The organism is Arthrobacter sp. 7Tela_A1, from assembly GCF_049311065.1.
In the GTDB taxonomy this organism is placed as follows: domain Bacteria; phylum Actinomycetota; class Actinomycetes; order Actinomycetales; family Micrococcaceae; genus Arthrobacter_B.
Genome location: NZ_JAXIOO010000065.1, coordinates 1 through 6,294 on the forward strand (window position 1 = coordinate 1; position 6,294 = coordinate 6,294).

General features: G+C 66.2%; 4 protein-coding genes and 1 pseudogene. 1 reads left to right on the plus strand and 4 read right to left on the minus strand.

Annotation, left to right across the window (positions count from 1 at the left end; translation table 11 throughout):
• Window positions 1-583 (plus strand): annotated as a pseudogene (locus tag TVB01_RS16305) (hypothetical protein); the annotation flags it as partial.
• 96 nt (window positions 584-679) lie between these two features.
• Here TVB01_RS16305 and hpaD read toward each other — a convergent pair.
• From hpaD to TVB01_RS16325, 4 genes are read right to left on the minus strand one after another with little or no spacing between them, the layout of a single operon-like run.
• Entirely contained in the window at window positions 680-1,750 is a 1,071-nt protein-coding gene (gene hpaD, locus TVB01_RS16310) for a 3,4-dihydroxyphenylacetate 2,3-dioxygenase (RefSeq protein WP_387012020.1), read from the minus strand.
• Between the two features lie 28 nt (window positions 1,751-1,778).
• Entirely contained in the window at window positions 1,779-3,296 is a 1,518-nt protein-coding gene (hpaE, locus tag TVB01_RS16315) for a 5-carboxymethyl-2-hydroxymuconate semialdehyde dehydrogenase (RefSeq protein WP_422456953.1), read from the minus strand.
• 43 nt (window positions 3,297-3,339) lie between these two features.
• Window positions 3,340-4,020 carry a GntR family transcriptional regulator gene (locus TVB01_RS16320; protein ID WP_422456954.1) on the minus strand — a complete coding sequence of 227 codons (681 nt, stop codon included), beginning with the start codon at window positions 4,018-4,020 and terminating at the stop codon, window positions 3,340-3,342.
• Complete coding sequence (locus TVB01_RS16325; protein WP_422456955.1) at window positions 4,017-5,495, minus strand: fumarylacetoacetate hydrolase family protein; 1,479 nt, start codon at window positions 5,493-5,495, stop codon at window positions 4,017-4,019. Before TVB01_RS16325 ends, TVB01_RS16320 begins: the two co-directional genes overlap by 4 nt.
• Window positions 5,496-6,294: the final 799 nt, after the last annotated feature.

A 6,294-nucleotide genomic window follows, 5' to 3' on the forward strand; every position in this document is an offset into this window, starting at 1 on the left:
GCCCGATCCCGAGCCGACGCCGGAGCCCGAGCCGACGCCGGATCCTGAACCGACGCCGGATCCCGAGCCGACGCCGGAGCCCACCCCGGAGCCGGATCCTGAACCGACGCCGGATCCCGAGCCGACGCCGGAGCCCACCCCGGAGCCGGATCCTGAACCGACGCCGGATCCCACCCCGGAGCCGGATCCCGAGCCGACGCCGGATCCCACCCCGGAGCCCGATTCCGAGCCGGAATCTGAGCCAGGGCTGGAGGGGGAGGAGTCGGAGTCGATCCCCGAGCCGACCCCCGAACCGGAGCCCGCTCCAGGCCCCGCCGCGGCCCAGGCACCCCTGCCTGCCGGTATGACGGCGGTCGAGGTTGAGGTTGAGGCCACCGCCGACGACGCCGCGGTCACCGTTCCATCGACCATCGCCGCGCAGACCGAGGATGACACCTACCCCATCCCGACGTCGATCCCGACGGCCAAGCAGCTGGACGGATTGACCGACACCAACGCCAACGCCGCCGCCCTTGCCACCTTCGGCACGCTGGCCGCAGGCATGGGAACGCTGGCCGTTGTGGCGAGCCGTAAGGATGGCTAACTCGAAGATCAAGCAGATGCCGCGTGGACTAACGAGGTGACGAAAACGGGAGGGACAGCCAAAGCTGTCCCTCCCGCCGTCGTTCGCTAGAAAACCCTAGAGCTGCGAACCGACCTTGAAGTCGGTTTCGTCGCCGCGGGTGTAGGAGAAGCCGTCAGCGCCGATGGTCACTTCCATTTCGGAGGAGTCGGTGCGGGCCACAACCTGCTGCGGGTTGCCGTCCAGGTCCAGGACCAGGGAGGCCTCGGTGTACCAGGACGGAACAACGGGGTTGCCCCACCAGTCGCGGCGCTGGTTGTCGTGGACGTCCCAGGTGATGGTGGGGTTGTCCGGGTCGCCTGTGTAGTAGTCCTGGGTGTAGATCTCGATGCGGTGGTCGTCCGGATCCAGGATGTAGAGGTAGAACGCGTTGGAGACGCCGTGGCGTCCGGGGCCGCGCTCGATCCGGTCGGAGATGCGCAGGGCGCCCATCTTGTCGCAGATCTGGATGATGTTGTGCTTCTCATGGGTCGCGAAGGCAACGTGGTGCATGCGGGGGCCGTCGCCGCCGGTGAGTGCGGTGTCATGCACGGTGTCCTTGCGGTGCAGCCACGCAGCGTAGGTGACGCCCTCGGAATCCTTGATGTCCTCGGAAACGCGGAAGCCAAGGTTCTCCAGGTAGGCACGGCCGCGGGGAACGTCCGGGGTGACCTGGTTGAAGTGGTCAAGGCGCACCAGCTCGCCGGCGGAGTAGAGGTCGTAGCGCTGGGTCAGGCGCTCCACGTGGTCAACGTGGTAGAAGAATTCGTACGGGAAGCCCAGCGGGTCCTCCACGCGGACGGAGTCGCCCACGCCCTTGGTGAAGCCGTTGGCGCGGCGCTCGGTGCGGCAGCCCATTTCCTTGTAGTAGGCCTCGGCGACGTCCACGTCTTCCGGGGTGCGCACGCGGTAGGCGAAGGATGCGACGGCGGCGACGGGTCCCTTGCGCAGCACCAGGTTGTGGTGGATGAACTCCTCGAGGGAGCGCAGGTAGATGGCGTTCTCATCCTCTTCGGTCACGTGCAGGCCCAGGACGTCCACGTAGAACTCGCGGGACTTGGCCAGGTCGGTGACCACCAGTTCCATGTAGGCGCAGCGGACAATGTCCGGCGGGTTGATGGACGGCTTGGGAATGGGGTTGGCGTTCATGGTTCTCCTTCGAACAGAGCGGGGGGATTTAGGCGTCGGTCTTGGCGGCGTCGTCGGTGCCGAACTTGGGCGTGTGCACCTTGCCGAGGGTGATGTGCACAGCCTGCTGGTCGGTGTAGAAGTCGATCGAGCGGTAGCCGCCTTCGTGGCCCAGGCCGGAGGCCTTCACGCCGCCGAACGGGGTGCGCAGGTCACGGACGTTGTGGCTGTTCAGCCACACCATGCCGGCCTCGGTGTTCTGCGCGAAGTTGTGCGCGCGGGTGAGGTCCTGGGTCCAGATGTAGGCAGCCAGGCCGTACTTGGTGTTGTTGGCCAGTTCCAGGGCTTCTTCTTCGGTGTCGAACGGGGTGATCGCGACGACGGGGCCGAAGATCTCCTCCTGGAAGATCCGCGCGTCGGGCTTCACGTCGGCGAAGACGGTGGGGGCAATGTAGTTGCCCTCTTCCAGGCCTTCGGGGCGGCCGCCGCCGGCCAGCAGGCGGCCTTCGGTCTTGCCGATTTCCACGTAGGAGGCCACCTTGTTGAAGTGCTCCGGGTGTACGAGCGCACCCACCTGGGTCTTCGGGTCGTGGGGATCGCCGACGACGATGGTCTTTGCGCGGGCAGCGTACCGTTCGCAGAACTCGTCATAGACCGGGCGCTCCACCAGGATGCGGGAGCCGGCGGTGCAGCGCTCGCCGTTGAGGGAGAAGACGCCGAACAGGGCGGAGTCCAGGGCGGCGTCGAGGTCCGCGTCGGCGAAGACCACGCACGGGCTCTTGCCGCCGAGCTCCATGGACAGGCCCTTCAGGTTCTCTGCCGCGTTGCGGAAGATGGTCTGGCCGGTGGTGGTCTCGCCGGTGAAGGAGATCAGGGGAACCTGCGGGTGCTTCACCAGCGCGTCGCCGGCTTCCTCGCCCAGGCCGTTGACCAGGTTGAACACACCGGCCGGAACGCCGGCTTCGGTGAAGATGTCCGCCCACAGGGAGGCGGAGAGCGGGGTGAACTCGGCGGGCTTGAGCACCACGCAGTTGCCGGTGGCCAGCGCCGGAGCAAGCTTCCAGGACTCCAGCATGAACGGAGTGTTCCACGGGGTGATCAGGCCGGCGACCCCGATCGGCTTGCGGTTCACGTAGTTGATCTGGGAGCCGGGGACCTTCATGGCGTCATCGAACTGCGCGACGATCAGGTCCGCGAAGAAGCGGAAGTTCTCCGCGGCGCGGCGGGCCTGACCCTTGGCCTGCGTGATCGGCAGGCCGGTGTCGAAGGTTTCCATCTCAGCCAGGCGTTCTTCCTGGGCCTCGACGGCGTCGGCAATCTTGTTCAGGATGCGCGAGCGTTCGCGCGGTTTCATCTTGGGCCACGGACCGTTGACGAAGGCTTCGCGGGCGGCAGCGACGGCGGCGTCGATGTCTTCCTTCTGGCCCGCGGCGGCGGTGGCGTAGTTCTGGTTCGTTACCGGATCCAGCACGTCGAAGGTGGCGCCGTTGATGGAATCCACGAATTCGCCGTTGATGAAGTGCTGGATGTGGGTCGGAAGGTTCTCCGGGATGTAGTGCTCAGCCATGGGGCGTCTCCTTTGATGCGGGGGTCTGGACTGTGGGTTTTGGTTAGGGGGTGGAGCTTGCGGGGGAGTGCTTCAGGTACGCGTCGAGCGTGGCAATCCGGTGGGCGCGGGCCGCGGCCTCGATGGTGCCGGCGTCGGCCTTTGCCTCGATCAGTTCGAGCAGGCGCTCGTGCTCGGCAACGGAGTCCTGGGCCCGGCCGGGAACGTAGCTGAAGGTGGAGGAGCGCAGGGCGCCCAGCCGGTTCCAGCCGCGGTGGACCAGGTCAAGGATGTGCGGATTGGGGCAGTTGGTGAACAGGGCGGAGTGGAAGTCCCGGTTCAGGGCGGTGAAGCGGACCGGGTCGAAGTGCTCCAGGCAGTCGCGCATCTGGGCGTTGATTGCCTTGGCCTGAGCCAGGTCCTCTGCCGTGACGAGCGGTGCGGAGAGCGCCGTCGCGTACCCTTCCACCAGGCTCAGCGTCTGCATGGTGTAGAGGTATTCGGTGGGGTCGATGCCGGTGACGGTCGCGCCGACGTTCCGCTCGAACCGTACCAGCCCTTCGGCCTCCAGCCGGCGGATCGCCTCCCGGACCGGGACGGCGGAGCAGCCCAGGTCCTTGGCGATCCGGCCGAGCACCAGGCGGTATCCGGGGCCGTATTCGCCGGAGGCGATCTTCGACTGGACGGTCTGGTAGGCCTGTTCGGCCTTGCTGACCGTGCCGGCTGGGTTATCGGGAGTGCTCACGCCTGTTCCGCCGCCCAGGCCTCGTACTTTTCCTTCCACGCCGCGTTCATCGGGTAGAGGCCGTCAACGCCGTGGCCGGCCTTGACCATCTCAGCGATGAACTCTTCCTGGTGTTCCTGCTTGATGCAGGCTTCCACCAGTTCCTCGGCGATGGCCGGCGGGATGACCAGGATGCCGTCGTCGTCCGCCACGATGATGTCACCGGGCTGGACGGTGGAGCCGCCGCAGGCGATGGTGATGTCCGTGTCCCAGGGGATGTGCCGGCGGCCCAGTACTGCGGGGTGCGGGTTGGCGCAGTAAACCGGCAGGTCAAAGCTGGCGACGGTGGAGTAGTCCCGGACGCCGCCGTCGGTGATGATGGCTGCGGCGCCGTTGTGCATGGCGCGCAGGGCGAGGATGTCGCCCAGGGTGCCGGTGCCCTTTTCGCCGCGGGCTTCCATGACCAGGACTTCGCCTTCGCGGACGGAGTCGATGGCGCGCTTCTGCGCGTTGTAGCCGCCGCCGTGGGTCTTGAAGAGGTCCTCGCGGTTGGGGACGTAGCGCAGGGTGCGGGCGGTGCCGACCACCTTGCGGCCGGTCTTGGTGCCGGTGAGGCCGTCGATGGAGACATTGTTCAGGCCGCGGGCGCGCATCTGCGAGCTCAGGGTGGCGGTGGCGACGGATTCAAGCTTGGCCTTCAGCTCCGGGGTGAGGGCCGACGTCGTCTCCTGGGCGGGCGCGAGGCCCGCCTTTTCGGCGGAGCCCCAGGCTTCTTCGCGCTGCTTGTCATCGATCTTGGGCTGCGCACCGAAGGGGGCCAGCGGGGTCGTGCCTTCGGTGACGGTGGTGCTCAGGCGCCCGGTGGTTTGCCCGGTGGCGGGGGAGTCAACTTCAATTTCGACGACGTCGCCCGGGACAGCCACGGAGGCACCGGCGGGGGTACCGGTGAGGATCATGTCCCCGGGTTCGAGGGTGAGGAGCTGGGAGAGGTCGGCGACCAGCTGGGCGAAGGGGAAGAGCAGGTCTGCGGTGGTGTCATCCTGGGCGGGTTCGCCGTTGACCCAGGTGCGGATGCGCAGGTTGGCGGGGTCCACGCTGGTGGCGTCGAGGATGGCCGGGCCCACGGGGGTGAAGCCGTCGCCGCCCTTGGAGCGGAGGTTGGAGCCTTTGTCTGCCCAGCGGAGGTCGTACACGCCGAGGTCGTTGCTGGCGGTGACGCCCCCGACGTAGCTCCAGGCGTCTTCAACGGAGACGCGGCGGGCGGTCTTGCCGATGATCAGGGCGATTTCGCCTTCGAAGCCGAGCAGTTCGCAGCCGGCCGGGCGCTCAACCGTGCCGCCGGTGAGGGCGAGGGAGGAGCTGGGCTTCAGGAAGTAGGAGGGCTGCTCAGGTGTGCGTCCGCGTTCTGCTGCCCGGCTGGGGTAGTTGATGTGGACGGCGATGACCTTCCCGGCCTGTGCCAGTGTCTCCGGTGTGGCGGTGCTGCTCGTGGACATCTCACTCCTGGATCAAGTACGAAATCGTATATGATCCAGTGTGCCTTGTGGGGTGGGTCACGTCAAGGGTGTCCTCATCCTTCCTCTGGCGCTCCGCGAGACTCGGGTAAGACGCCCGCAGCGGCGGTGCCCACTGGGCACGTCTCGCTCACCTAGACATGCGCAGTGGAACCGAACTCGGGGTGCGGGAGATGGTGTAAGCGCGGAGCCTCCGGACTACAGTCGGGGTAGCCGCGGCCAGATGGTCACTGCAAGCTCAGCGCTTTGAAGCCTGCCGGACCGTACTGCAGTAGTTTTAGAAGGCAATCATCTTGGCAGTCACGGGTGGTTTCGGATCGTAAACCGCCGACTTCAACTGAGGGCCGATATCTGCAAGATAGCGCTCTCCTTGACCTCCAACCAGCCACTTGGGAAGTATTCCTGAACCAGAGCCATAGTTGCCACCTCCGTTTGAACGATTCGGAGTACCCCTGAGTCTGTCGTCCGATACTCATATCGCATTGTGTCTGTCTCGGTAAACCCTTTTGACTGGTGTTCTCCGACAGAGACTGCGCCCAAGGACATCAGGAATACGGGTTCTCTCGTCCCGGCCGTTGTCCTGCCGGCACCAAACACCGGCGTTGCGCACCACCATTTTGGAGGGTCCTGAGCACGCTCCCCAGCAATCGTCCAACTAGCGGTCCGGATTCCACGAAGAACACCTACCTGGCGTCCCTGCTCATCGCCACGCTTCACTCACGGGCCTCACCAGATGCTCGTCCCCCAGTTCGAGCTCCCTCGACCCGTACTACCCCAACCC